21 protein-coding genes and 1 pseudogene are annotated in these 23,226 nt (G+C 56.0%); 19 read left to right on the top strand and 3 right to left on the bottom strand.

The features are described 5' to 3' along the window. The first annotated feature begins 69 nt into the window (after positions 1–69). The 4 genes from dprA (at position 70) to DHN12_RS19775 (ending at position 5,451) form a co-directional block, all read left to right on the top strand. A complete protein-coding gene (gene dprA, locus DHN12_RS19790; protein WP_108861727.1) occupies positions 70–1,203 on the top strand; it encodes a DNA-processing protein DprA in 1,134 nt (377 codons plus the stop codon). Positions 1,204–1,377: 174 nt separating this feature from the next. Further along, complete coding sequence (gene topA / locus DHN12_RS19785; protein WP_108861726.1) at positions 1,378–4,017, top strand: type I DNA topoisomerase; 2,640 nt, start codon at positions 1,378–1,380, stop codon at positions 4,015–4,017. 103 nt (positions 4,018–4,120) lie between these two features. Continuing rightward, positions 4,121–4,825: a CoA transferase subunit A gene (locus DHN12_RS19780; protein WP_108861806.1), complete on the top strand. Its 705-nt coding sequence runs from the start codon at positions 4,121–4,123 to the stop codon at positions 4,823–4,825. Further along, positions 4,825–5,451 (top strand): CoA transferase subunit B, encoded by a 627-nt coding sequence (locus DHN12_RS19775; RefSeq protein WP_058276937.1) that lies wholly within the window; start codon positions 4,825–4,827, stop codon positions 5,449–5,451. The genes DHN12_RS19780 and DHN12_RS19775 overlap by 1 nt, the downstream gene beginning before the upstream one ends. A 42-nt stretch (positions 5,452–5,493) precedes the next feature. On the opposite strand, the gene DHN12_RS19770 is transcribed toward DHN12_RS19775, so the two are convergent. Then, positions 5,494–6,354 carry a lytic transglycosylase domain-containing protein gene (locus tag DHN12_RS19770; RefSeq protein WP_108861725.1) on the bottom strand — a complete coding sequence of 287 codons (861 nt, stop codon included), beginning with the start codon at positions 6,352–6,354 and terminating at the stop codon, positions 5,494–5,496. Between the two features lie 353 nt (positions 6,355–6,707). Between DHN12_RS19770 and DHN12_RS19765 the strand changes: the two genes are divergently transcribed. The 15 genes from DHN12_RS19765 (at position 6,708) to pdeM (ending at position 22,004) form a co-directional block, all read left to right on the top strand. Then, on the top strand, positions 6,708–6,953 hold the full coding sequence (locus DHN12_RS19765) for a Flp family type IVb pilin (RefSeq protein WP_108861724.1): 246 nt from the start codon (positions 6,708–6,710) through the stop codon (positions 6,951–6,953). A 90-nt stretch (positions 6,954–7,043) separates the two neighbouring features. Continuing rightward, positions 7,044–7,247 carry a hypothetical protein gene (locus DHN12_RS19760; protein ID WP_108861723.1) on the top strand — a complete coding sequence of 68 codons (204 nt, stop codon included), beginning with the start codon at positions 7,044–7,046 and terminating at the stop codon, positions 7,245–7,247. A 159-nt stretch (positions 7,248–7,406) separates the two neighbouring features. Continuing rightward, entirely contained in the window at positions 7,407–8,282 is an 876-nt protein-coding gene (gene cpaB, locus DHN12_RS19755; RefSeq protein WP_108861722.1) for a Flp pilus assembly protein CpaB, read from the top strand. 191 nt (positions 8,283–8,473) lie between these two features. Further along, complete coding sequence (locus DHN12_RS19750; protein ID WP_108861721.1) at positions 8,474–9,880, top strand: type II and III secretion system protein family protein; 1,407 nt, start codon at positions 8,474–8,476, stop codon at positions 9,878–9,880. A 17-nt stretch (positions 9,881–9,897) separates the two neighbouring features. Continuing rightward, positions 9,898–10,524 carry an OmpA family protein gene (locus DHN12_RS19745; RefSeq protein ID WP_108861720.1) on the top strand — a complete coding sequence of 209 codons (627 nt, stop codon included), beginning with the start codon at positions 9,898–9,900 and terminating at the stop codon, positions 10,522–10,524. Between the two features lie 199 nt (positions 10,525–10,723). Further along, complete coding sequence (locus DHN12_RS19740) at positions 10,724–11,959, top strand: AAA family ATPase (RefSeq protein WP_108861719.1); 1,236 nt, start codon at positions 10,724–10,726, stop codon at positions 11,957–11,959. A 24-nt stretch (positions 11,960–11,983) separates the two neighbouring features. Beyond that, positions 11,984–13,429: a CpaF family protein gene (locus DHN12_RS19735; protein WP_108861718.1), complete on the top strand. Its 1,446-nt coding sequence runs from the start codon at positions 11,984–11,986 to the stop codon at positions 13,427–13,429. Positions 13,430–13,441: 12 nt separating this feature from the next. After that, positions 13,442–14,410, top strand: coding sequence for a type II secretion system F family protein (locus DHN12_RS19730; protein WP_108861717.1), 969 nt, complete (start codon positions 13,442–13,444; stop codon positions 14,408–14,410). A gap of 10 nt (positions 14,411–14,420) precedes the next feature. Continuing rightward, positions 14,421–15,404 carry a type II secretion system F family protein gene (locus DHN12_RS19725; protein WP_108861716.1) on the top strand — a complete coding sequence of 328 codons (984 nt, stop codon included), beginning with the start codon at positions 14,421–14,423 and terminating at the stop codon, positions 15,402–15,404. Between the two features lie 7 nt (positions 15,405–15,411). Continuing rightward, on the top strand, positions 15,412–15,993 hold the full coding sequence (locus DHN12_RS19720) for a tetratricopeptide repeat protein (RefSeq protein ID WP_373455768.1): 582 nt from the start codon (positions 15,412–15,414) through the stop codon (positions 15,991–15,993). Between the two features lie 30 nt (positions 15,994–16,023). Beyond that, positions 16,024–16,875 (top strand): lipopolysaccharide assembly protein LapB, encoded by an 852-nt coding sequence (locus DHN12_RS19715; RefSeq protein WP_108861715.1) that lies wholly within the window; start codon positions 16,024–16,026, stop codon positions 16,873–16,875. Between the two features lie 3 nt (positions 16,876–16,878). Then, positions 16,879–17,424 (top strand): prepilin peptidase, encoded by a 546-nt coding sequence (locus tag DHN12_RS19710; protein WP_108861714.1) that lies wholly within the window; start codon positions 16,879–16,881, stop codon positions 17,422–17,424. 116 nt (positions 17,425–17,540) lie between these two features. Then, entirely contained in the window at positions 17,541–18,848 is a 1,308-nt protein-coding gene (locus DHN12_RS19705; RefSeq protein WP_108861713.1) for an ATPase, read from the top strand. A 40-nt stretch (positions 18,849–18,888) separates the two neighbouring features. Next, entirely contained in the window at positions 18,889–21,300 is a 2,412-nt protein-coding gene (locus tag DHN12_RS19700) for a ligase-associated DNA damage response DEXH box helicase (RefSeq protein ID WP_108861712.1), read from the top strand. Positions 21,301–21,341: 41 nt separating this feature from the next. Continuing rightward, a complete protein-coding gene (gene pdeM, locus DHN12_RS19695) occupies positions 21,342–22,004 on the top strand; it encodes a ligase-associated DNA damage response endonuclease PdeM (protein ID WP_108861711.1) in 663 nt (220 codons plus the stop codon). A gap of 2 nt (positions 22,005–22,006) precedes the next feature. Here the strand turns inward: pdeM and DHN12_RS19690 are convergent, their stop codons facing one another. Both DHN12_RS19690 and DHN12_RS19685 read right to left on the bottom strand, forming a co-directional pair. Continuing rightward, the gene (locus DHN12_RS19690) at positions 22,007–22,744 is read right to left on the bottom strand and encodes a LytTR family DNA-binding domain-containing protein (RefSeq protein WP_108861710.1); all 738 of its coding nucleotides are present in this window, start codon (positions 22,742–22,744) and stop codon (positions 22,007–22,009) included. Positions 22,745–22,961: 217 nt separating this feature from the next. Beyond that, a pseudogene (locus tag DHN12_RS19685) lies at positions 22,962–23,226 on the bottom strand (bifunctional methylenetetrahydrofolate dehydrogenase/methenyltetrahydrofolate cyclohydrolase); the annotation flags it as partial.

Raw genomic sequence — 23,226 nt, 5'->3', positions numbered from 1 at the left:
TTTGAAGAGATTCACAAGCTGTTAACCCCAGCAATCGTAAACCAGTGCTGCAATCAGGCGGAGCATCGGATGACCGAAGAGCAGCATTCTTCCTATCACCCCACACTCCCACCCACCACGGAAGAGGATCGGTTTTCCTGGCTTCGTCTGTTGCGCTCTCGCAAGGTTGGTCCGGCGACGTTTCGTCGGTTGCTGCGGGAACATGGCTCGGCGCAGAACGCGCTGGCCGCGCTGCCAGAAATGGCACGCGCTGCCGGAATTGATGGGTACGAAGTTTGCCCCCCCGGCGTGATTGAGGCGGAACTCAAGGCCGCAAAAGCCGCGAACGCGCACCTTTTGTGCCTTGGCTCCGCCGATTATCCAGATGCCTTGAACGATCTATCCGACGCCCCGCCAATGCTTTGGGCGATTGGAGATAGCTCTCTGCTGCAGCGCCGGTCGATTGCACTGGTCGGCGCGCGGAATTGTTCGTCCTTGGGGGCGCGGATGGCGCGGGGGCTTGCCGCGGATCTCGGCAAGCAAGACTATGTCGTTGTGTCCGGCCTGGCACGCGGCATTGATACAGCGGCCCATATGGCCGCGCTTGAAACGGGCACTGTCGCTGTGATGGCAGGCGGCGTGGATGTCGTCTATCCGACCGAAAACACTGTTTTGGCGGAAAAGATTGGCCAAACCGGGTTGCGTGTCTCGGAACAGCCCATGGGCGTCACACCGCAGGCCCGGCACTTCCCGCGCAGAAACAGGATTATCTCAGGTCTGGCGCAGGCGGTTGTCGTCGTCGAAGCTGCCGCAAAATCCGGCAGTCTGATTACTGCGCGGGACGCCTTGGATCAGGGGCGCGAGGTTCTGGCCGTACCCGGGCACCCTTTCGATGCACGAGCTGCCGGGTGCAACATGCTGATCCGGGACGGCGCGATATTGGTGCGAGCCGCCGAAGACGTCATTGAGGCGCTTCCGAAACGGGCACCTACAGGTCAGGTCGAGACCCCCGCAGTGCCCGACGTTGTAGCCAAACCGGTGATCGCAGGTACCGCACTGCATCGTGAAATCCTGTCGCGATTGGGCCCCTCGCCAATTGCAGAGGATCAGTTGATCCGCGACATTGCCGCAACGGCCGGAGAAATCGGGCCGGCGTTGATTGATCTGGAACTCGAGGGACAGATCCAGCGCCAGCCCGGCGGCCTCCTGTCGCTGTCAGGATAATCTTCATCGTTGAGGCCTGGTTTCTGCCCAAGTCCTTTTTATGCACAGGTTACGTGATTGAAATTACAACATAAATTCTGTGTTCAAAGGAACGCATTGACAATTCGCCCTTGCCCTCCACATCTTGCACGATCATAGAAGGCGCCAATTCCGTCAAGCGAGGTTTTCCCTTAAATGCCTGTAGTTGTTGTAGAATCCCCTGCCAAGGCCAAAACAATCAACAAATATCTTGGCCCCGACTACACGGTGCTAGCCTCGTATGGCCATGTCCGGGACTTGCCGCCCAAGGACGGATCCGTCGATACCGAGCATGAATTTGAGATGAAATGGGAGGTCGGCAACGACAGCCGCAAACATGTCAAAGCCATCGCCGATGCGCTGAAAGAAGACAACGCTCTGATTCTCGCGACTGACCCTGATCGTGAGGGTGAGGCCATCAGCTGGCACCTGCAAGAAGCCCTTACCAAGCGCCGCTCGATCAAGAAAGATACGCCTGTCAGCCGCGTGACCTTCAACGCGATCACCAAGGATGCGGTGACCGAGGCGATGCAGAACCCGCGTCAGGTCGACATGCCGTTGGTCGAGGCCTATCTGGCCCGTCGCGCGTTGGACTATCTGGTGGGTTTCAACTTGTCGCCGGTTCTGTGGCGCAAACTGCCCGGCGCAAAATCTGCCGGTCGCGTTCAGTCAGTATGTCTACGCCTGATCGTTGAACGCGAGATGGAGATCGAAGCGTTCAAACCAGTCGAATATTGGTCTGTGAAGGCAGTGTTCGAAACACCGCGCGGCCAGACTTACGAGGCACGCCTGGTCACGCTGGCTGGTAAGAAACTGGACAAACATGATCTGGCCAACGCCACGCAGGCCGAACTGGCGGTGCAGGCCATCACCAGCCGCGCGCTGAGCGTTACTTCGGTCGAGGCCAAGCCCGCCGCGCGCAACCCCAGTGCGCCCTTTATGACCTCTACCTTGCAGCAGGAAGCAAGCCGCAAGTTCGGAATGGGCGCGCGTCACGCGATGCAGGTTGCTCAACGCCTCTACGAGGCGGGCTACATCACATATATGCGGACCGACGGCATCGACATGGCGCCCGAGGCCGTGGCGGCCACCCGCGACACCATCGCGGACCGTTACGGTGCAGAATACGTGCCCGACAGCCCACGTATCTATAAAAACAAGGCCAAGAACGCCCAGGAAGCGCACGAATGTATCCGCCCGACGGATATGTCCCGCGATACCAAGGCCCTGAAGGTCACAGATGAGGATCAGCGCAAGCTGTATGACCTGATTTGGAAACGTACCATTGCCTGCCAGATGGCTGCTGCGCGACTGGAGCGCACTACGGTCGAGATTAGCAGCGATGACGGCCAGGTCGGCCTGCGCGCCACCGGTCAGGTTGTTCTGTTCGACGGGTTCATGCGCGTTTATGAAGAAGGCCGCGACGACGTAGCCGATGATGATGAAAAGCGCCTGCCGCAAATCATGCAGGGCGATCCGGCTCGGTTTGCCAAAACATCCCTGCGCGATCATTTCACCAAAGCGACCAGCGAGGGCACCGAGAAGGCCGCAAAAGAGGCCATTCTGTCCGAGAACGAATCTGTTCTGGCCCTGCAGCACCACACGCAACCGCCGCCGCGCTACACCGAGGCTACGCTGGTCAAGCGGATGGAAGAGCTGGGGATCGGGCGACCGTCGACCTATGCCTCGATCGTGACCACGATTCAGGACCGGGAATATGTGCGCAAAGACAAGAACCGGCTGATCCCCGAGGAGAAGGGCCGGATCGTTACGATCTTCCTCCTGAACTTCTTCCGGCAGTACGTGGGGTATGAGTTCACCGCCAATCTGGAAGAACAACTGGACGACGTCAGCGCCGGTGGGCGTGACTACAAGGAGTTGCTGAGCAAGTTCTGGCGCGATTTCTCGGCTGCTATCGGCGAGACGTCCGAATTGCGGATCTCCGAGGTTCTAGACAAACTCGACGAAGCCCTTGCGCCGCAGCTTTATCCGCCGCGTGAAGACGGCTCGGACCCTCGTGTCTGTCCGAAATGCGGAATGGGTCAATTGCACCTGAAGACGTCGCGAACCGGCGGGTTCGTTGGGTGTGGAAACTATCCTGAATGCACCTATACCCGCCCCATCGCCGGCGAAGGTGCCGAAGGCGAGGAACGCCTGCTGGGCGAAGATGCCGGGGACGAAATCTGGCTGAAGTCCGGCCGCTTTGGCCCCTATGTTCAGCGCGGCGAACCGACGCCCGAGAACAAGAAACCACCGCGTGCGTCTCTGCCGCGTGGTTGGAGCAAGGATGACATGGATCTGGACAAGGCGCTGACGCTGTTGTCCCTGCCCCGCCAGATTGGAGAACACCCCGAGGGCGGCATGATTAGTTCGAATTTCGGGCGGTTTGGTCCCTATCTGATGCATCAGTTGGCGGATGAGGCCAAGCCGGTCTACGCCAACCTCAAAGACCCCAACGACGTGTTTGAAATCGGCATGAACCGCGCTGTCGAGTTGCTGGCTGAAAAGCGCGCCAACCCCGGGCGTGGCCGTCGCGCAGCGGCAAAAGCGTTGAAGGAATTAGGCGAGCACCCAGATGGCGGCGCGATGCAGGTTCTGGATGGGCGCTATGGGCCATACGTGAAATGGGAAAAGGTCAACGCGACCATTCCAAAAGATATCAAGCCCGAGGACGTGACACAGGAAATGGCCATTGAACTGGTCAACGAACGCGCAGCCAAAAAGGGCACCAAGAAAAATGCGGCTCCGAAAAAGAAAGCTGCTGGCAAGAAGACGACCAAAAAGGCCGCCACCTGACAGGGGGTTAGGTAGAAATACCACCCACCCCTTGGTTTCATTGACTTCCCCGTGACGTGGCGGCACAACCTGCGCCATCACCATGTCATTGGGGGAGTTTTCCATGAAGAAAGTCTATGCCAATGCCACCGAGGCACTCGATGGAGTGATTTCGGACGGCATGATGATCGCGGCAGGCGGTTTTGGCCTGTGCGGTATTCCCGAACTGCTGCTTGAGGCGATCAAGAACTCGGGCGCTCAAGATCTGACGTTTGCTTCGAACAACGCCGGCGTTGACGATTTCGGCATCGGCATCCTGCTGCAGACCAAGCAGGTCAAAAAGATGATCAGCTCTTACGTCGGTGAAAACGCCGAGTTCATGCGCCAATATCTGGCCGGAGAGCTGGAGCTGGAATTCAACCCGCAAGGAACCCTGGCCGAACGCATGCGCGCTGGTGGCGCAGGCATCCCCGGGTTCTATACCAAGACCGGTGTGGGCACCGTGATCGCCGATGGTAAAGAGCACAAAGACTTCAATGGCGAGACTTACATCTTGGAAGAAGGCATCTTTGCCGATCTGGCCATTGTCAAAGCATGGAAGGCCGATGACACCGGCAACCTGATTTTCCGCAAGACCGCGCGCAACTTTAACGTACCTGCTGCGACCTGTGGCAAGATCTGCATCGCCGAGGTCGAGGAAATCGTGCCGCGTGGTTCGCTGGACCCCGATATGATCCACCTGCCCGGCATCTACGTGCATCGCATCATTCAGGGTCAGCATGAAAAGCGCATCGAACAACGCACCACCCGTAAGAAGGAGGAAGCATAATGCCCTGGGATCGTAATCAGATGGCCGCACGTGCGGCGCAAGAGCTGGAAGACGGCATGTATGTAAACCTCGGCATCGGTATTCCGACGCTGGTGGCAAACTACGTGGGCGACAAGGACATCACCCTGCAATCCGAGAACGGAATGCTGGGTATGGGCCCCTTCCCCTTTGAAGGCGAAGAAGACCCGGATCTGATCAACGCTGGCAAGCAGACGATCACGGAGCTGTCCCGCACCGCCTATTTCGACAGTGCCACATCGTTTGCCATGATCCGCGGCGGTAAGATCGCGGCCGCCGTTCTGGGCGCGATGGAGGTCGATGAAGAAGGCGATCTGGCCAACTGGATGATTCCAGGCGTGCTGGTGAAGGGCATGGGCGGCGCGATGGACCTGGTTGCAGGTGTTCGTCGCGTAATCGTCGTGATGGACCACACCAACAAGCACGGCAAGTCCAAGCTGCTGAAGAAGTGCACCCTGCCCCTGACCGGCAAGAAGGTGGTGAACCGCATCATCACCAACCTTGGCGTTCTGGACGTGGTTGATGGCGGCCTGAAGATCATCGAGATTGCCGAAGGCGTGACCGAAGACGAGATCCGCGCTGCGACCGAAGCCAACATCGTCAACTAATTCACACCAATGAAAAGGCCCACCGTTTCGGGTGGGCCATTTTCAGTTCAACGATTGGAATACACACCCATCCGTAATCAGCTGAGGCGGTGTCGAACACAACGCCCGCGCCACCTGAAACGCTGCAAGAACCTTGGGTACGTAATCACGGGTCTCTGCGTAAGGTGGGACGCCCTCGTGCTTACGTACGGCCCCTTCCCCAGCGTTATACCCTGCAAGGACGAGGATCGGGTCGTTACCGAATTCTTCCATCAGCCAGTTCAGGTACTTCACACCGCCCGCAATGTTTTGCGACGGCTGCGTACTGTCCTGAACCCCAAAACGTTTAGCGGTTGCAGGCATCAGCTGCATCAATCCTTGTGCCCCTGCCGAGCTTACAGCGTCAGTGCGCCCGGCGGATTCCACGGAAATGACCGCCAGAACCAATGCCGGTGAGACATTTGTTCCCACGGTCGAGCGCAGAATATCCACGCGGCGCTGTTGGGCGATATTTTGCAGGGTCTGTAAACGCGGTGCCGCGACGTTGATGGCAGCCAGTGCATTCATGGCATCGTGCAGCCGTCCGGACCCGGCCTCGGTCAATGATGGCGACACCCTTTCCCAGAAAGCCTTGTACGAACCAACCGGTTTTTTGCCCGCACCGGGAAGAGTTGGCGGTATGACACGCGTGCGCGCGATGATTTCAGGTTCGACTAATTCTACGCCTGTACTAGGGGCAGACGGGGTCTTCGCATGCTCATCGGGCGTAATCTGGACCGTGACGCGTGGCCGCGTGCCAGGCTTTGGGGCCTTGACCCGTTTGTAAACGCCTCTTGGCTCAACCTCGTTCGCCACGACTGGCACTGGGCCAGACAGCATCAACGCCGCCAAACCGGCGCAAGTCATTGCGAGCCGGAGTTTCATTTGCCTGCCTCATGTTTTTCTTTTGGTTGAGTTGAACCTCGAATTTGCCCGCAAGGCCAGAAAAACAATGCGAAATGGGGCAATTTCGCCTCATTTGCCGCAAATTTGCATCGGGGCGTCTAGGCAACCTCTGAGTGGTGAAATTTTTTATTGTTTTCTTTCAAAAACTTACCAGAATAACTACCAAAAAGTTAAACTTCATCAAAAAAAAATGGGGTTTGGCCCAATTCCTGCCACGCACAGCGGTCAATCATAGTGCCATACCGAGACGATCGGGAGCGGACTGAGAGAGAAAGCTCTGATAGACGCCTAGGTTTAATTGACTTTTTTAGATCCTTTAGGAGGGACGTAACATGATCAAGTTCATCAAGAACTTCCGCAAAGACGAAGACGGCGCCGTAACAGTTGACTGGGTCGTTCTGACCGCAGCCGTTGTTGGCCTGGCCGCTGTTGCATACACTCAGGTCGGTACTGGTACTCAGGCCGTGTCCGGTAAGATCAACACCGCACTGACCGGGATTTCGGTTTCCGCGGACGCAGTTCCTGGATCAACCACCAGCGGCGGCAGCACCACCACCACCACCGGCGGCACCCCGTAATAACTATGCAAATCTAGATTATTTGCTGTGGGGCCAAGCTTCTTTAGGCTTGGCCCTATTTGATTCAATATCTCAAACCTTGGCACTCCAATGTTGAACAGAATAGCAAAATTCTCAGAACATGAAGACGGGGCTATTACCGTCGATTGGGTGATATTGACGGCTGGCCTGGTCGGCCTCGGTACGATTGTCGTTCTGAGCATTTCGGATGGGGTTCAACATGTGGATTCTCAAACCGGAGACGCACTGTCCAAAATAGAGGTTCAGGAAATCGTTTTCGATTTCGACAACTAGTAAAGACCCAGACCATGAAGGTTGTCGACAATACCACGGCTTCGAAAAAAAGTACATGATTGTCCCCCTTTTCGACACAATCTCCCTTTAATCAATGATGATCTTCGTCGTAGAGCCTATGACGAACTAACTTAAATAGACTAATACGAGGGGACGCGAATGCGGCTAGTATTTGGACTTGTTCTGATTATTGGGGTCGCTCTGGCCGGTGGCGCCGTATACATGGCGCGAGACTATATCAAACAAACCCAGTCGGAACTTGAGCGGGAAAGATTGGCGACTCAAAACGCGCTCGCAAATGTTAAGACCATTCCCACAGTTCCAGTCATGGTCGCAAACCGGGCCATGAAATATGGAGAGCGTCTTTCGCAGGAAGATGTGCGCGTCGTGCAATGGCCAGAGGCCGCGATTCCCGAAGGGACTTTTGCGGATATGGCAGTATTGTTCCCCGAGGATGCAAGAGGTGACCGCTTTATCCTGCGTGCAATGGAAAAAGACGAGGCTCTTCTGACCGTCAAAGTCACTCAACCTGGCGAATCCGCCGGCCTGACGTCTCGCCTAGAAAAAGGCATGCGCGCCTTTGCAATCAGTGTAGATGTCGCATCTGGTGTATCTGGATTCCTGCGCCCGGGCGATAGCGTCGATATATACTGGACCGGATCCTTAAGAGGTGCCGGCGGTGAAGGTGAAATCACGCGGCTTATCCAGAACAATATTGAACTGTTCGCTGTGGACCAGATTGCAGGATCGGACGTGACCGGCACAACAATCGCTAGGACGGTCACTGTGGCTGTAACTCCTGAACAAGTTGCAGCTCTTGCCCAAGCTCAGAATACAGGTCGTTTATCACTGGCATTGGTTGGTGTCCAGGATGAGACCATAGCAACAGCGATTGAAGTCGACCAAAGAAAACTGCTGGGAATCGAAGAAGCAGCACCCGCACCAGTCAAAGTCCAGAAAAGGGTTTGCACAGTCAAAGCGCGCCGCGGCGGCGAGATCGTAGATACCGGAATACCAACGCCCTGCACAAACTAGCGTAAAATCAAAACGTTAAAGCCACAAGCCGCGCCATCAGCGCGGCTTGTTTCGTTTCGATTGTTGCGCATTACCCACATAAGGAAAATTCCAGAAACCATTGATTATTGCAATAAAATCGTAATTCGCGCAGTGTTGTCACACATAAGGCGTTAGACCTAAAACGAGGCGTGATCGGAGAGGCAGGTCACATGAAAATAAAATCTTTGTTCAACGCAACCCTTCTGGGGTTGGCGTTAGTTATCAGTTCGGCCAGCACTGCTGTCCAGGCTGAAACACTTCGCGTGGTTAAGAACGGTACAGCGGAAACGCTGGACGTTCCGATGAACCGCGCAATTGTCGTTGAAAGCGAAACACCATTTGCGGAACTCAGCATCGCCAACGCAGGCATCGCTGACATTTCGTCGCTTTCTGATCGTACCATCTATGTATTGGGTAAGGCACCTGGCCTGACCACGCTGACTTTGTTCGATGGGGCTGGCAACCTGCTGGCCAATGTTCGGGTCCGTGTATCACCGGATGTGTCTGAATTCAAAGAAAGGCTGCGGCAGATTCTACCGGGTGAGCCAATCGAAGTGCGTACTGCCAACGACGGCATCGTTCTTTCTGGCACGATCTCCAGCTCGGCTAAATTGGCCCGTGCCCTGGAACTAGCAGAACGTTACGCGCCCGAGCGGGTTTCGAACCTGATGTCTGTTGGCGGTGTTCAACAGGTCATGCTGAAAGTTCGCTTTGCCGAAATGAACAGGTCGGTTGCCAAAAGCCTGACCACATCATTGGGCTTTGGTGGTGGCGACGTGACGGGCGGTTTCAACACACTGAACAATGCCACTTCTTTGGCGAACGCGCTCAACAACAACATCCCAATCCAACAGACAAATACGGGAGCTATCCTGTTTGGCTTCGGCGCGGGTTCAACACAGGTACGTTTGCTGTTGGAAGCGCTTGAAACCAAAGGGCTTGCCCGAACTCTTGCGGAGCCCAACTTGTCAGCCCTGTCGGGTCAGGAAGCCGAATTCCTGGCGGGTGGCCAAGTCCCGATTCCGGTTCCGGCCGATGACGGCCAAATTGCAATTGAATACCGGAATTTTGGTGTGCAGGTCCTCTTTACGCCACGCGTGGTGGACGGTGATCTGATAAACCTCGAGCTGGGAACATCGGTGTCAACTATTGACCCAAACTCCAACTTTACAATTGCAGGCAACAACGTGCCAACATTCATTGCGCGTCAGACGAAGACGACAGTTGAATTGCGAGACGGAGAGAGCTTTGCAATTGCAGGGCTGATTCAGGACAACTTCGCGGACCTGAACAGCCAAATCCCATGGGTCGGCGACATCCCTGTGCTGGGTGCTTTGTTCCGCAGCGCGGAATACCAGCGTGAGCAATCTGAACTGGTCGTCATCGTCACAGCACATCTGGTATCACCCACACGTGGTGAAGCTCTGGCCCTGCCGACCGACCGCGTCAAACCGCCTACTGAGTTTGACTTGTTCCTGAACGGAAAAACGGCGCGAACCACACGGGTAGGTTCGGGGGGCGCATCTGAAGTCGCCAGACAAGATTTTGGCAGCTCCTACGGCTACATCCTGGAATGATTGAGAGGATAGGACCAATGCAGAAGTGGATAATAACGCTGGGTCTGTCGGTCGCCGTTGCCGCGTGTACGCGTGAAGCGGGGTACGAGGTTGACCAAGGCGCTTTTGGCAACGCAACGCTAAACAACGTTCAAGTCATGAACGGTGAGCTGACATACGCCCAAATCCTGAGCCGGCGGTTTGCCGCAGAGGTGCCTACGCAGATCAATTTTGCGTTTAACAGTTCTCAGCTGGACGCTCAGGCACAGCGGGTCTTGTTGCGGCAAGCGGCGTGGATCAAGCAGTTCCCCGAAGTGAGGTTCCGCGTCTATGGCCATACCGATGCTGTAGGCTCTACCGGGTATAACCAGTCGCTTGGGCAACGCCGCGCAAACGCCGCTGTTGCATTCCTGACGCAGCAAGGGATTTCGCGTTCACGCCTGGAAGCTGTTGTTTCCTTCGGAAAAACACGGCCCCTGGTCGACACCCCCAATCGAGATCGCCGCAACAGGCGTACTGTGACTGAAGTGTCCGGCTTCATGGAACGCAACCCGCTGGTACTGGATGGAAAATACGCAGCTATCGTCTATCGCGAATATGTCGACAGCGCCACGAGAGCAAGCTACATCCAGCGTGACGATGTTGGCGGCAGCGATTCTGAATAATCCATAAGAAATGGGCGGCATCGTCGCCCATTTCCCTACAATTGGTTCTTTTGCGCCAAAATCTTGCCTAAGTTCCAAGCCATCTTTTCAACAATTAGGTGAAGTGCGGCCTGAATTGGCCGCGACCGGGCAACAGCGAACTGAACCGAACCAGACATGTTCGGGCAGCGAGCAGGCCCAGACGACGAGGATTGTGTGAATGACGAGCGCCAAAACGCAAGATGACGGAACTGCCATTCTGGCCTGCACGATCAGCCGTGACGTCCAAAATTTTGATCTTCTGATCGAGGACATGGAGACCATTTTGGGCGAACGTTGGGGCGACCTTGGCTTTGCCGAAGCCCTGGCTTTTTTCAGCCAACCCGAGGCGGAAAGCCTTGAATTCGTTGCGCTTGCCATTGACGGAGAAGATGAGGACAACCTTTCTCTGATGGGCGAGATCATCTCGCAGGCCAAAGAGAAAAAGATAAAAATCGTTCTGATCGCCGAAGACGTCACACCTGCATCTCTGCACCAACTACTTCGCAAGGGCGCGGACGAGTTTGTCCCCTACCCTCTTCCCGAGGGAGAGCTGCAGGAAGCCATCGAGCGCATGAACAAACCTGAGCCGGTAGCAGCGACTGCGGTTGCGACAGCTCCTGCCGCTCACGGTGATTCGAAAGAAGGCGCGCTGTTTGTGGTCCATGGGCTGGCAGGCGGTGTGGGATCAACGACTATGGCGGTCAATCTCGCCTGGGAGCTGGCAACTGCGTCAGATAAAGAGGCACCTTCTGTGTGCGTCATCGACCTGGATCTGCAATATGGCAGCGTGTCGACCTATCTGGACCTTCCCCGACGCGAAACCATATTTGAGATGCTGTCGGACACAAACTCGATGGATGACGATGTCTTCTCCCAGGCCCTACAAACCTATGAGGAAAAGCTTGAGGTCCTGACTGCACCGTCCGATATGGTTCCGTTGGACCTGATCACACCCGAAGACATCGAGCGCGTCATCGAAATTGCCCGCAGGAAATTCGACTACGTGGTTGTCGACATGCCGACAACCCTTGTTCATTGGTCGGAAACGGTTCTTCAGGCTGCACATGTGTACTTTGCCATGATCGAACTGGATATGCGATCCGCTCAGAACGCGCTGCGGTTGAAACGCGCCCTTCAAGCCGAGGAACTGCCGTTCAACAAGCTCCGGTTCGCTCTGAACCGAGCCCCGAAATTCACTGACTTGAATGGCAAAGGCCGGGTCAAGCGCATGGGCGAAAGCCTGGGCATTTCAATTGACCTGCAATTGCCGGATGGTGGCAAACCCGTCATGCAAAGCGGTGATCACGGATTGCCGCTGGCCAAATCCGCCGCCAAAAACCCGCTGCGTCGGGAAATCGCAAAACTTGCTAAATCGCTTCACAGTTTGGGCAGCAGCAGCGCCGAGGCCGCGTAACCGTATTTCAGAGGGGTAGTCGCCGTGTTTTCAAGATACAAGAAGCAGCCAGCAGCGCAGCCGGTCGAGGCTGCTCCAACGCCTGAGGCTGCGGCGCAAACGCCTGCTCCGAAAAAAGCATCCACTGACAACGCCGTCGCACGCCGCCCAATTCAAAAGAAGGCCGCTGAACCGGTCGGCTCGGACCGGGATCGCAAGCGCAAAGAGCGCCTAGGTGAAATCAAGATTGAGATGCATCGGGAGCTGTTGGAAAACCTGAACCTCGCGGCGCTTGAAAAGGCCGGGGAATCAGAGCTTCGGGCGGAAATCAGCGCGATCTCGAGCGAGATTCTCGAATCCCGTGACATCGTTCTAAACCGCGAAGACCGGTCACAGCTAAACAAAGAACTGTATGACGAAGTCACTGGTCTGGGGCCCCTTGAGACTCTGCTTCAAGACGACAGCGTCAACGATATCTTGGTTAACGGCCCTCAGCAGATTTTTGTTGAGCGGTACGGAAAGCTAGAAATCAGCGACGTCACGTTCAAGGACGAAAAGCACCTGATGCGGATCATCGACAAGATCGTATCCGCCGTGGGTCGTCGGGTCGATGAATCCAACCCCTATGTTGACGCCCGCTTGGCTGACGGGTCGCGTTTCAACGCAATGGTGCCACCTATCGCCGTTGACGGGTCGCTGGTTTCCATTCGTAAGTTTAAAAAAGACAAGCTTGCCATCGACGATCTGGTCAATTTCGGCGCTTTTACAGAAGAAATGGCCGCCTATTTGCAGGCAGCTGTTTCAACGCGCCTGAATATCATCGTCTCGGGTGGTACAGGCTCGGGTAAAACGACGACGCTGAATGCTTTGTCCAGCTTTATTGATGACGCCGAACGCATCCTGACCATCGAGGATACGGCGGAACTTCAGCTGCAGCAGACCCATGTGGGACGGATGGAAAGCCGCCCCCCTAACGTCGAAGGCAAAGGCGAAGTCAGCCCGCGTGACTGTCTGAAAAACGCCCTGCGTATGCGGCCTGACCGCATCATCGTAGGCGAGACGCGTGGCGCCGAGGTGATCGACATGCTGCAGGCCATGAACACGGGCCACGACGGTTCGATGACCACGATCCACGCCAACTCGGCCCGAGACGGGATTTCGCGTCTCGAAAACATGATCGCAATGGCCGGGATCGAGATGCCGATCAAAGCAGTCCGCAGCCAAGTCTCATCAGCTGTGAACCTGATTGTGCAGGCCAGCCGCTTGCAGGACGGCTCGCGTCGGATGACCTCAATCACCGAGATTACCGGGATGGAAGGTGACGTGATTTCTATGCAGGAAATATTCAAGTTCCAACGCGTTGGTCTGACGCCAGACAACAAGATCATTGGCCATTTTACCGCGACCGGTGTTCGCAGCCACTATTCCGAACGCTTCCGTCTGTGGGGCTTTGATCTGCCTCCATCCATCTACGAACCTACGACCGTCTAAGGAGATCCGGATATGCAACTGCCCGTAGAGGCTCTTATCTATGTTGTGATCTTCGTCGGAGTTCTTCTCCTAGTCGAGGGCATCTATCTTGTCGCATTTGGCAAGTCCATCAGCCTGAACAGCCGCGTGAACCGGCGTCTGGATATGCTTGAGAAAGGCGTCGGACGCGAACAGGTCCTGGAACAGCTGCGCAAGGAAATGCAGCAGCATATGAAATCCCAGAGCATCCCGCTCTATTCGCTGTTGGCCGACAAGGCACAAAAAGCTGCTATCGCCTTTTCACCGCGCCAATTGATCATGATCATGATGCTGGTTTCTGGCTTTGCCTATGTCGGATTGAGCATCGGCACGGGAACCGAGATGGTTTTGCGGATTGCGCTTTCGATCGGGATTGGTGTTGGTGGTGTCTATGCGTGGGTAAATCACAAAGCCTCGAAACGTATGGGCTTGATGGAAGAACAACTGCCAGACGCCGTCGAGCTGATGGTGCGATCTCTTCGTGTTGGCAACCCATTTGTTTCGACAATTCAGATTGTTGCAAATGAAGTGCAGGATCCGCTTGGAACAGAGTTTGGCGTGATTGCTGACGAATGCGCCTACGGTCGTGACGTCGGTGAAGCCCTTAAGGACATGGCAGAACGTCTGGGAATGCAGGATTTGCGCTTTTTGTCCGTCGCCGTCGGAATTCAGCAACAGGCCGGCGGTAACTTGGCCGAGATTTTGGCGGGCTTGGCCAAGGTTATCCGTGCTCGGTTCCGCCTGTTCCGCCGAGTTAATGCGATCACGGCCGAGGCCAAATGGTCCGGCAAATTCCTGTCTGGCTTCCCCCTATTCTGCCTGTTGTTTATTCTGGTGAAAGATCCGGGCTACTATGACGAAGTTGTTGACCATGAGTGGTTCATTCCGATGTGTTTCTTTGTGGCCATCATGCTGACACTGAACCTGATCGTCATGCGCATTCTTACGAATATCAAAGTCTGAGGGCTTAAGTATGGAATTTCTGACTCGAATCAATGAAGTCCTGACGGAGCATTTGGGACCGTTTGGACCCCTTATCGTGGTTGGTGTTCTGGGGTTGTTCATGATCCTTGTGGCCTTGCCACTGATGCTGAACCAGCCTGAGGACCCTCTCAAGAAACTGCAGCGTTCACATGCAGCGCCCAAGGAAAGCAAGAAAGGCAACAAGGACAAACTACGACAATCCAACCGCAACGAGCAGCTTCAGAAATTTGCGAATTTCCTGGAACCACAGAACAAAGAAGAACTGTCCGCGATGGAGCTCAAACTGCGCCAGGCGGGGTATCAATCCAAGGACGCGGTCCGCTTTTTTCACTTTGCTCAATTTGCCCTTGGTTTGATCGGCATTTCGATTGGCGTGCTTTTGGTCACGGTTTTTGCCGGCGATCAGGAATTCACCCCGGCCCAGATGGCCATGCGCGTCTTGATCCCGGCATGTGCGTTCTACTTCCTCCCACGCTATTGGATTACGCGACGCGTTGCCGAACGCCAGGAAGCCATCGTTGCAGGTTTCCCCGACACTCTGGACCTTATGCTGGTCTGCGTCGAAGCGGGGCAGTCGCTGGATCAGGCGATTGTTAGGGTCGCGGCTGAGATGAAAGTCTCTTACCCGGATATTGCCTCGGAGTTCGAGGTTGTCGCACACGAACTGAAGGCAGGTAAGGACAGGGACAGCGTTCTCAGAGACTTTGGTACACGCTGCGGTGTTCAGGACGTCAGTTCGTTCGTGACTGTTATGATCCAGTCGGCCACGTTTGGTACGTCAATCGCCGAAGCCCTGCGGGTTTATGCCGGTGAAATGCGTGACAAGCGGGTTATGCGCGCCGAAGAGGCCGCGAATAAGTTGCCAACCAAAATGACACTTGCCACAATGATGCTGACGGTACCGCCGTTGCTGGTCATTCTCGTCGGCCCGTCGGCAAAAGGTATCGCGGAGTTTGCAAAAGCCGGTGGATAACGTCCCGATGGAAATAAATCTCAGGTGTACCAGTTTCAGGCTGCGCCGCATTTTTCAGGCCACCATGGTTCTTGCCATGGTGGCCTCTTGCACAGAAATGGGCCTTTCAAACGGTCTGGACGCTCCGGGCGTTGACCCCAAAGCCGATGCCGTTGATCCGATTACGGTCGGAAACCGACTGATGGTATCGGGCGAATATGAGCTTGCGCTGACTTCCTTTTCCCGCGCCGCGCTGGATCAGGGGATGACAACGGAACTTCTGACGTCAATGGGAACTGCAAACCTGGGTCTCAGGCGTTTGGGGCAAGCAGAAGAACTGCTGCGCCGCGCGATAGAGGATGAACCCGACTGGCCCATTGCGTGGAATAATCTGGGTGTTGTGCTGATGGAAAAGGCCGAATACCCTGAGGCAGAGCAGATGTTCAGGCGCGCCTTTGCTTTGGACAATGGCGAAAGTGACGCAATCTTGGACAATCTGCGCTTAGCACTCGCAAAAATGGAAAATCCTGTTAATACTACCCCGGAAAAACAAGAATATAAACTGGAGCAGCAAGGCGACGGGCAATTCATGCTGCGCAAGCTCCCGTAACATTGGCAAGAGCAGTAAGGGACGCAAAAAATGCGCCAACAATTCTTGATTCCGACGATAGTGATCTGCGGGATGGTTCTGTCCGCCTGCGAAAAGGAAACCGAAGAAGAAAAGGTCGAACGCACCTATCAGGAGGTGAACGTCATTGACGAAACCAACCTGAACGAGGTTCTTCTGACCGCGGCTGATCCGAACGAGGCTGTGACCTATTTCAAAGGGGCCGCCGCAAAAAACCCTGGCCGGATCGACCTGCAACGGGGCCTCGCGATTTCTCTTACACGCGCCAAACGCACGACCGAAGCCGCTTCGGCGTGGAAAAAAGTGGCGACCATGAAGGGCGCGAGCAACGTCGACCGGGTCGAATACGCCGCCGCATCGGTCCGCGCGGGTGACTGGTCAACAGCCAAGTCGACGCTGGATTCGGTTCCTCCAACCTATGAAACGTTCCAACGTTACCGTCTTGAGGCGGTCGTTGCAGACTCCAGCAAAGACTGGAAACGCGCGGATCACTTTTACGAAACAGCCGTCGGTCTGACCACGCGCCCTGGCAGCGTTATGAACAACTGGGGCTACTCCAAGCTGTCGCGCGGTGACTACGCCGATGCTGAACGATTGTTTTCCGAAGCAATCCGTCAGGACAAGTCGCTGTTCACCGCTAAGAACAACCTCGTGTTGGCCAGGGCCGCGCAGGGCAACTATAACATGCCAGTTGTTCCTCTGACGCAGATTGAGCGGGCCATGTTGCTTAATACAATGGGCATTTCTGCGATCAAACAAGGCGACATCACAACGGCCAAGAACCTGTTCCGCGAAGCCATCGCAACCCACCCGCAGCACTATGAGGAAGCCGTTCGATCGCTTCGCGCGCTTGAAGAGGCCTGATTCATGAATATCCCAGCGACGGCAGCCGCATGGTTTTTGCCATTTGTGTTGCCTATCTGCTTTTACGTGGCCTTCACTGATCTGCGTAGCATGTTGATCAAAAATCACGCCGTGATCGCTTTGATCGCGATTTTTGCTGTTGTCGGATTGATTGTGCTGCCGCCCTGGTCCACCGCGTGGACGACCGGCGGCGTGGGCCCGATTGCCCTGACGCTGCCACCCTATCTATGGCAATTGCTGCACATCTTTGTCGTTCTGTTTTTCGGCATCCTGTTCAACGCGGCTGGTGCCATGGGCGCAGGTGACGCCAAGTTTCTAGCTGCCGCCTCGGCCTTTGTCTGGGCCGGTGACTATCTGCTTATGACGCTAATCGCCACTTGTGCCATGCTGGGTGCATATGTGACGCATAGGCTGGCCAAGCACACGCGCCTTAGGGCAATTGCCCCGGACTGGGAAAGCTGGGATCGGGGCAAGAAATTTCCGATGGGTTTTCCTTTGGGGGCCAGCTTGGCGATCTATCTGATTCTCGGTACTGTTTCCGGCTCATAAACTATCATCAGTCCGCCTTTTCAGTGCCTTGGTGCTGACACAAATCAGGTTAAGATTTTACGCAAGTGGCCCGTGTGGGGCTTTTGGCGTGATTAGTGGATAGACGGGCAACGCTCATGAATATGCAGACGACCTCGGTTATGGCCCCCCCTGCCCCAAAGGGTATGGCCGAAATGAAACTGCCCATCGTGATGATGCGGGACATTCTGCTCAAGACAATATTCCGAAAAAACGTGGATACGGTCACGGAGATCGCGGAAGCGATCTGTTTGCCTGGTGCGGTCACGCAAGAACTTGTGGACATTGCCCGCGAACAAAAACTGCTCGAAGCGACCGGTACGTTAAACGCCAACAGCGGTAACGAGATGGGCTATCAGCTTACCGATGCCGGTAAAGCCCGCGCTCTGGACGCGCTGAGCCAATCTGAATACTTCGGTGCCATGCCGGTTCCGCTGGACGTATACCGGGAACAGGTCAAGCGTCAGTCAATCCGCAATATTCAGGTGACCCGCGATCAGCTAACCGGTGCGATGGGACATCTGGTTCTGCCCGACAGCCTGCTGGACCATCTGGGCCCCGCGGTCAGCGCCGGCCGGTCAATTCTGATGTATGGCCCTCCGGGAAACGGTAAATCCTCAATCTCGAACGGTATTCGCGACGCGCTGGGGGACAACGTCTATGTTCCCCGTGCCATCGAGTATGCAGGTCAGGTGATCACGGTCTATGATCCGATCGTCCACACTGCGATCGAGCAAGAGGCGGATGACCCCAACAGCCTGCGCCGTCGCAAGCGGTTCGACACACGCTATGTTCAGTGCGAACGCCCGACCGTGGTAACGGGTGGTGAACTTTCGCTTTCAATGCTGGATCTGGTCTACAACCCGACTGCACGTACCTATCAGGCGCCACTGCAGCTGAAATCAACCGGCGGCATCTTTATCGTGGACGACCTTGGTCGTCAGCAGGAACCGCCACAGGCGCTGATCAACCGCTGGATTGTTCCTCTGGAAGAGAACAAGGACATTCTTGGCCTGCAGTCTGGCGAAAAGTTTGAGGTTCCGTTTGACACATTGGTCATCTTCTCGACCAACTTCCACCCGAATGAGATCTTCGACCAAGCGGCCCTGCGCCGGATCTTCTTCAAGATTAAGATCGGTGGTCCCGTTCAAGAAGACTTCCTAAAAATCTTTGCAATGGTGGCGCGGAAACGCGGCATGCCGCTGGATGAATCCGCTCTGGTGCACTTGCTGAAGGTCAAGTACCCGACCATCAACAACGTTTATGCCAACTATCAGCCGATCTTCCTGATCGACCAGATGATCTCGATCTGCGAATTCGAGGGCATCCCCTATCAGATGAGCCCCGACCTGATCGACAGGGCCTGGGCTAACATGTTCGTCAAAGACGAGATAATCGTAAATTAACGCCGTGCCATTTCCGGGACAGGCCGGGTAGTCTGCGTTCATGACGCAGATTCCCACCCGGATCACGGATTGGTTTGACACCAAAGGCTGGTCCATCCATCCACATCAGCAAGAGATGTTTGACCGGGCTGCGGACCCGGCCACTTTGCTTATTGCGCCAACCGGCGGTGGTAAAACGATGGCCGGTTTCCTGCCGACGCTGACCGAGTTGGCGGAAAATGATCGCCCCGGGCTGCATACTCTCTATGTTTCACCGCTCAAAGCGTTGGCAGCCGACATTCGCCGCAACCTGCGCGGCCCGGCGGACGATATTGGCCTGCCCATCCGCATTGAAGACCGGACAGGCGATACCTCGGCCACCCAAAAGAAACGTCAGCGCGTGGACCCTCCGCACATCCTACTGACGACGCCTGAAAGCCTGGCCTTACTAACTTCGTACGAAGACGCCCCGCGGATGTTTGCAGGCGTCCAACGCGTGATTGTGGACGAGATTCACGCCCTGGCCGAAAGCAAGCGTGGCGATCAGTTGATGTTGGCGCTAGCCCGTTTGCAAAGCTTGTGCCCTGACCTGCGACGCGTCGGCCTGTCGGCCACAGTCGAAGACCCCGACGCCATCGCGCAGTTTTTGGCCCGCCACCCCGATCCTTGCAAGATCATTCAGGCTGATCCCGGCCCCGACCCCGATATCCAAATGCTTGAGACGCAAGAGATGCCGCCCTGGTCCGGCGGAGGGGCGGCCTATTCGATCCCCGCCGTTCTTGAGCAGATCAAACGGCACAAGACCACGCTTATCTTTCACAACACCCGCGCGCAGGCCGAAATATTCTTTCACAATATCTGGCTTGCCAATGATGACGGGCTGCCCATTGGCATTCACCACGGCAGCCTGGATCGGCAACAGCGCGAACGGGTCGAGGCTGCAATGGTGCGTGGCGAATTGCGTGCCATTGTTTGCACCGGCAGTCTAGATCTGGGCATCGACTGGGGCGATGTGGATCTGGTGATCCAGATTGGCGCGCCCAAGAACGTCAAACGTCTGGTTCAGCGCATTGGTCGTGCCAACCATCGTTACAACGCCCCGTCCAAAGCCCTATTAGTGCCAGCGAACCGGTTTGAAGTCGTAGAGTGCGTCGCCGCGTTGGAGGCGGCAAAGGCCCATGATCTGGATGGCGAACCGCGCGGACCGGGCCCAAGGGACGTGTTGTGTCAGCACGTTTTAATTGCGGCCGCAGCGGGTCCGTTCGATGCGGACGCATTGTATGCCGAGATGACAACAGCAGGCCCATTCGCTGATCTCAACCGCGCTAAATTCGACGCTTGTCTGGACTTTTGTGCAACCGGCGGCTACGCGCTGCGCGCCTATGATCGCTGGCAGCGGCTGTTGCAGCGGCCAGACGGGAAATGGCAGCTAAGAGACCCAAGGGCAGCACAGCGTATTCGCATGAACCTGGGCACGATACAGGACACAGACACGCTGAAGGTCCGCCTAAAGCGCAATCGCGGGGGCAAACCGCTGGGTGAAGTCGAGGAGGCATTTGCTGCCTCTCTGACGCCCGGCGACACGTTTCTGATTGGCGGACAGATCGTACGGTACGAGGGGCTGCGCGAAATGGTGGTGGAAGTCAGCCGTCGGGCCGACAAGAAACCCAAAATCGCCACGTTCTCGGGCACCAAGTTCGCGACCTCGACCCAACTCAGCGACCGTATCCTGCGCATGTTCGCACAGCCAGACTGGCCACAACTACCTGCACACACAGCCGAGTGGTTAGCGTTGCAGCGGGATATGTCCCGATTGCCGCAACGCGACCGATTGTTGATCGAGAGCTTTCCCAATGATGGCCGCGAACATTTATGTGTTTACGGCTTTGCCGGGCGCAATGCGCAACAGACCCTTGGGCTTTTATTGACCAAACGGATGGAGGAAACCGGGCTGGCGCCGCTTGGTTTTGTTGCCACCGACTATGCGACGCTGGTTTGGGGCCTGGATGCTGTGACCGACCCACGCCCTCTGTTCCAACTGGGCGAACTTCGTGACGGGCTTGAGACATGGCTGGCGGGCAACGCTGTCATGAAACGCACCTTTCGCGCCTCAGCCACGATCGCAGGCCTGATCGAGCGCAATACAGGCGGGCAACGAAAAAGCGGGCGTCAGGCTACGTTTTCCTCGGACATACTTTACGACACGTTGCTGAAGTATGATCCCGACCACCTGCTGATGCAGATCACCCGCGAGGAAGCAATGCGCGGACTAGTGGATTTTGGACGTATCGAGACAATGATTGAACGAATTGGTGACCGGATAGATCTGGTTCGGCTGGATCGGGTCTCTCCCCTCGCCGCGCCGTTGTTTCTGGAGGTTGGCAAAGTACCGGTCAAAGGTGCCGCCGAAGAACGCCTGTTGGCCGAGGAAAGCGCCCGGTTGCTACAGGCTGCGGGACTAGACGCGAAGTAATTCAGCTTGCGCCAAGGATCAAAACAGGTGAAGAACGTACCATGAACGAGCTGGCGTTTTCCTTTGCTGAACAAGACCTGCGCGCATTGGGATCTGGTGCGTTGTGGTGGCCAAACCGGAAACTGTTATGCGTCAGCGATCTGCATCTTGGCAAATCCGAACGTATGGCGCGGCGCGGTGGTCCCTCTTTGCCGCCCTATGACAGTCAGGACACCCTGACCCGGCTGGCAGCCGACATCGACAGAACCGGCGCGCAAACTGTCATTTGCCTTGGCGACAGCTTTGACGATTTGGATGCGTTGGCTGCATTGGGCACCGCCGAGAAGCTCTCGTTGACGGCCCTGCAAGCAGGCCGACAATGGATTTGGATCGAAGGAAACCACGACCCGGGTCCAATAGATCTGAGCGGAACACATCTGGCTGAATACACGGCAGGCCCATTGGTTTTCCGACATATCGCCCAACCCAGTGGTCACGACGAAATCTCGGGGCACTATCATCCCAAGACCCGCATTAGGGCACGCGGTCGGACGATCACACGCCCTGCGTTTTTGATGGATAATGCACGACTTATCCTGCCGGCCTATGGCACCTATACAGGCGGGCTGCGAAGTTCCAAGAAAGTTCTGAGTGACTTGATGAGCGACCGGGCAATGGCCATCCTGACCGGCCCTCATCCACAAATCATCCCAATGCCACGCTGAGATCATATCAACCCGTCGTCCTCAAGCATCGGCTTGTACTTCCGGCTGACAGGTATCAGGTCACCGTTTACCAGCTTCAAATAGATTCTGTCGGCCACCTTCTCAGTGCCTGTGACTGCGTCATCCACGATCCAATGGGACCGGTGCGCACAATGCCCGCGCAAGGGCTCCATTTCCCCAACCGCATCAGAGAGCCGTAATCGGATCGCAAAGGTGCCCTCTGATGTGACCACATCCACATAGTGATTGCGCGAGCTCAGGCGATAAATTTGCCCCTGAAAAGACGCAGGCAACCGTCGCGCAAGCCGCGGTGCCGGGGATGATGGTGGAGCGCTTTTGGGTTCCGCCCGGCTGGTCAGAATCAGGCCAGCGGTAAACAACGCACTGTATCCAACAACCCGCGGAATGCCGGGTGCGGAGTGGCCCCCAATGGAAAACAGAACCACGGCCAGCACCCAAAGGGACGGGATAAACAACAGCAATACAAACAGAGCGATTGCCAGGTCACGCACCGGCAGGTTCAGAACAGTCCCGGATTCGCGGATCAGTTTTCGGGCCATCCAGGTCGACGTTACAGCGATGCCCATCACCCCGAACCAAAATAAGAAGCTTATGACAAACGGCAAATCCGACATCTGGAACGGCGGAAAAGCGTAAGCCAGCATAGGAAGGAAGAACGCTCCGGCCACCACGCGTTGTGGGCTGCACAGGCTGAAGATGGGTCTTAGCTTTGAAGTCATACCATATCAAAAACCACTTTCAGGGACCCAGCCAAAAGCCCCGGAAAGCTAACATTCACACACTGCAAACGGCTGGGAAATCCCGGCTAACACGCCCCATTCAGACATTCAAACCTTAAAGGGGGGAAATTTAGCACGTTGACATCATGGCCAATTTTCACACTTGTGCGAAATTGAGTTTCGCTGGGGCGCATTTTTTGCGCCCCAGCGAAACAGGTCAGGCTGTGAGGCCTTCTGGTTCTGGCAGTTTGTTTGCGCGGCAGCAGGCGGTGAGTGTGTTGGCCAGCAGGCAGGCGATGGTCATGGGACCTACGCCGCCGGGGACCGGGGTGATGGCGCCGGCGCGTGTTGCGGCGCTGGCGTAGTCGACGTCGCCGACCAGCTTGTTCTTGCCGTCGCGTTCAATGCGGTTGATGCCCACGTCGATGACGGTGGCGCCTTCCTTGATCCAGTCGCCCGGCACCATTTCTGGGCGGCCAACG

Origin of the sequence: Ruegeria sp. Alg231-54, assembly GCF_900143525.1 — a bacterium.
GTDB lineage: Bacteria > Pseudomonadota > Alphaproteobacteria > Rhodobacterales > Rhodobacteraceae > Ruegeria.
This window is presented reverse-complemented; position numbering and strand designations above follow the sequence as displayed.

Coding starts and splice junctions, on each gene's coding strand:
- dprA (WP_108861727.1), top strand. CDS start 70: ATGACCGAAGAGCAGCATTCTTCCTATCACCCCACACTCCCACCCACC.
- topA (WP_108861726.1), top strand. CDS start 1,378: ATGCCTGTAGTTGTTGTAGAATCCCCTGCCAAGGCCAAAACAATCAAC.
- DHN12_RS19780 (WP_108861806.1), top strand. CDS start 4,121: ATGAAGAAAGTCTATGCCAATGCCACCGAGGCACTCGATGGAGTGATT.
- DHN12_RS19775 (WP_058276937.1), top strand. CDS start 4,825: ATGCCCTGGGATCGTAATCAGATGGCCGCACGTGCGGCGCAAGAGCTG.
- DHN12_RS19770 (WP_108861725.1), bottom strand. CDS start 6,354: ATGAAACTCCGGCTCGCAATGACTTGCGCCGGTTTGGCGGCGTTGATG.
- DHN12_RS19765 (WP_108861724.1), top strand. CDS start 6,708: ATGATCAAGTTCATCAAGAACTTCCGCAAAGACGAAGACGGCGCCGTA.
- DHN12_RS19760 (WP_108861723.1), top strand. CDS start 7,044: ATGTTGAACAGAATAGCAAAATTCTCAGAACATGAAGACGGGGCTATT.
- cpaB (WP_108861722.1), top strand. CDS start 7,407: ATGCGGCTAGTATTTGGACTTGTTCTGATTATTGGGGTCGCTCTGGCC.
- DHN12_RS19750 (WP_108861721.1), top strand. CDS start 8,474: ATGAAAATAAAATCTTTGTTCAACGCAACCCTTCTGGGGTTGGCGTTA.
- DHN12_RS19745 (WP_108861720.1), top strand. CDS start 9,898: ATGCAGAAGTGGATAATAACGCTGGGTCTGTCGGTCGCCGTTGCCGCG.
- DHN12_RS19740 (WP_108861719.1), top strand. CDS start 10,724: ATGACGAGCGCCAAAACGCAAGATGACGGAACTGCCATTCTGGCCTGC.
- DHN12_RS19730 (WP_108861717.1), top strand. CDS start 13,442: ATGCAACTGCCCGTAGAGGCTCTTATCTATGTTGTGATCTTCGTCGGA.
- DHN12_RS19725 (WP_108861716.1), top strand. CDS start 14,421: ATGGAATTTCTGACTCGAATCAATGAAGTCCTGACGGAGCATTTGGGA.
- DHN12_RS19720 (WP_373455768.1), top strand. CDS start 15,412: ATGGAAATAAATCTCAGGTGTACCAGTTTCAGGCTGCGCCGCATTTTT.
- DHN12_RS19715 (WP_108861715.1), top strand. CDS start 16,024: ATGCGCCAACAATTCTTGATTCCGACGATAGTGATCTGCGGGATGGTT.
- DHN12_RS19710 (WP_108861714.1), top strand. CDS start 16,879: ATGAATATCCCAGCGACGGCAGCCGCATGGTTTTTGCCATTTGTGTTG.
- DHN12_RS19705 (WP_108861713.1), top strand. CDS start 17,541: ATGAATATGCAGACGACCTCGGTTATGGCCCCCCCTGCCCCAAAGGGT.
- DHN12_RS19700 (WP_108861712.1), top strand. CDS start 18,889: ATGACGCAGATTCCCACCCGGATCACGGATTGGTTTGACACCAAAGGC.
- pdeM (WP_108861711.1), top strand. CDS start 21,342: ATGAACGAGCTGGCGTTTTCCTTTGCTGAACAAGACCTGCGCGCATTG.
- DHN12_RS19690 (WP_108861710.1), bottom strand. CDS start 22,744: ATGACTTCAAAGCTAAGACCCATCTTCAGCCTGTGCAGCCCACAACGC.